Genomic DNA, 1,982 nt, shown 5'->3' with positions numbered 1-1,982 from the left:
ACCCTGACCCTCGAGCGCATTGCCAATGGCTGGCCAAACAGCGATATCGACGCCCTCATGCCATGGAATTACCAGCGCTGAACGGCCTCAGCTGCCCGCTTACGAAAAATTGGCTGCGGAACGCTGAGTATCCTGTCGCTGCACTTCAGAGCAAACGAAAACGGCCCGCACAAGGCGGGCCGTTTTCGTACTTTGGTTGCGGGGACAGGATTTGAACCTGTGACCTTCAGGTTATGAGCCTGACGAGCTACCGGGCTGCTCCACCCCGCGTCAACTTCACGGCGACCGCCGGCCGGGCAGCCCGGCTTTTTTGTTTGTCCGTCCTCAAGGCCTTTGGCCTTTGTGGGCGGATGGGGCGCTGCTCCACCCCGCGTCAACCCTAGAAGTAAGCCTTGGCTCACTGAATTCAAGCTTCCGCCAAATGAAAGGGCCGCTTGCGCGGCCCGGAGCCCCGTTGGCGGGCCTGTTCGTAAGGAGAAGATTAAACAACGTGCGCTTGGCAGACCTGGCAGCGACCTACTCTCCCGCGTCTTGAGACGAAGTACCATCAGCGCTGGAGCGTTTCACGGCCGAGTTCGGAATGGGATCGGGTGCAGCCGCTCCGCCATAACCACCAGGTCGGCAAAACGCACGTTGCTCGAGAAGCTGTTTTCTGTGCCATCCATCTCGGCGCAATCCAAGGATTGCCGCCAGAAATGGGCATTAGGAATGAGAACGATCAAGCCGATCGAACTATTAGTACCGGTAAGCTTCAAGCGTTGCCGCTCTTCCACACCCGGCCTATCAACGTGGTCGTCTTCCACGGTTCTCAGGGAATACTCGTTTTAAGGTGGGTTTCCCGCTTAGATGCCTTCAGCGGTTATCCCGTCCGGATATAGCTACCCTGCTATGCGGCTGGCGCCACAACAGGTCCACCAGAGATCCGTCCATCCCGGTCCTCTCGTACTAGGGACAGATCCTTTCAATATTCCTACACCCACGGCAGATAGGGACCGAACTGTCTCACGACGTTCTGAACCCAACTCACGTACCGCTTTAAATGGCGAACAGCCATACCCTTGGGACCTGCTCCAGCCCCAGGATGCGATGAGTCGACATCGAGGTGCCAAACAACCCCGTCGATATGGACTCTTGGGGGTCATCAGCCTGTTATCCCCGGCGTACCTTTTATCCGTTGAGCGATGGCCCTTCCACGCGGGACCACCGGATCACTATGACCGACTTTCGTCTCTGCTCGACTTGTCAGTCTCGCAGTCAGGCAGGCTTATGCCATTGCACTCAGCGAACGATTTCCGACCGTTCTGAGCCCACCATCGCGCGCCTCCGTTACTCTTTAGGAGGCGACCGCCCCAGTCAAACTACCCACCATACATTGTCCCGGACCCGGATAACGGGCCGCGGTTAGACATCCATAGTGATAAGGGTGGTATTTCAAGGGTGGCTCCACCTGAGCTGGCGCCCAGGTTTCAAAGCCTACCACCTATCCTACACATGCCACTACGAATGCCAATGTAAAGCTATAGTAAAGGTGCACGGGGTCTTTCCGTCTAACCGCAGGAACCCCGCATCTTCACGGGGAATTCAATTTCACTGAGTCTATGCTGGAGACAGCGGGGAAGTCGTTACGCCATTCGTGCAGGTCGGAACTTACCCGACAAGGAATTTCGCTACCTTAGGACCGTTATAGTTACGGCCGCCGTTTACTGGGGCTTCGATTCAGAGCTTGCACCCCTCCTCTTAACCTTCCAGCACCGGGCAGGCGTCAGACCCTATACGTCGTCTTGCGACTTCGCAGAGCCCTGTGTTTTTGATAAACAGTCGCTACCCCCTGGTCTGTGCCACCCTCCCATGCTTGCGCATGAAAGGGTCACGCTTCTTCCGAAGTTACGCGTGCAATTTGCCGAGTTCCTTCAGCATAGTTCTCTCAAGCGCCTTGGTATACTCTACCAGTCCACCAGTGTCGGTTTCGGGTACGGTCTATA

At 56.5% G+C, this 1,982-nt stretch carries 1 protein-coding gene, 1 tRNA gene and 2 rRNA genes (1 of these 4 cut by a window edge); 1 reads left to right on the top strand and 3 read right to left on the bottom strand.

The genetic code is table 11. The features are described from left to right. Positions 1-81, top strand: an 81-nt coding sequence (locus tag NKH89_RS35845; protein ID WP_502896927.1) for a transposase domain-containing protein, incomplete at its 5' end; no start/stop codon positions are given. A 112-nt stretch (positions 82-193) separates the two neighbouring features. Here NKH89_RS35845 and NKH89_RS22400 read toward each other — a convergent pair. The 3 genes from NKH89_RS22400 to NKH89_RS22390 form a co-directional block, all read right to left on the bottom strand. Beyond that, positions 194-270 (bottom strand) — tRNA-Met (locus NKH89_RS22400). A gap of 233 nt (positions 271-503) precedes the next feature. Continuing rightward, a 5S ribosomal RNA gene (gene rrf, locus NKH89_RS22395) occupies positions 504-618 on the bottom strand. 96 nt (positions 619-714) lie between these two features. Further along, positions 715-1,982: ribosomal RNA gene (locus tag NKH89_RS22390) — 23S ribosomal RNA — on the bottom strand (it continues 1,539 nt past the right edge of the window).

Origin of the sequence: Mesorhizobium sp. M0923 (assembly GCF_040319365.1) — a bacterium.
Taxonomy (GTDB): domain Bacteria; phylum Pseudomonadota; class Alphaproteobacteria; order Rhizobiales; family Rhizobiaceae; genus Mesorhizobium.
This window is presented reverse-complemented; position numbering and strand designations above follow the sequence as displayed.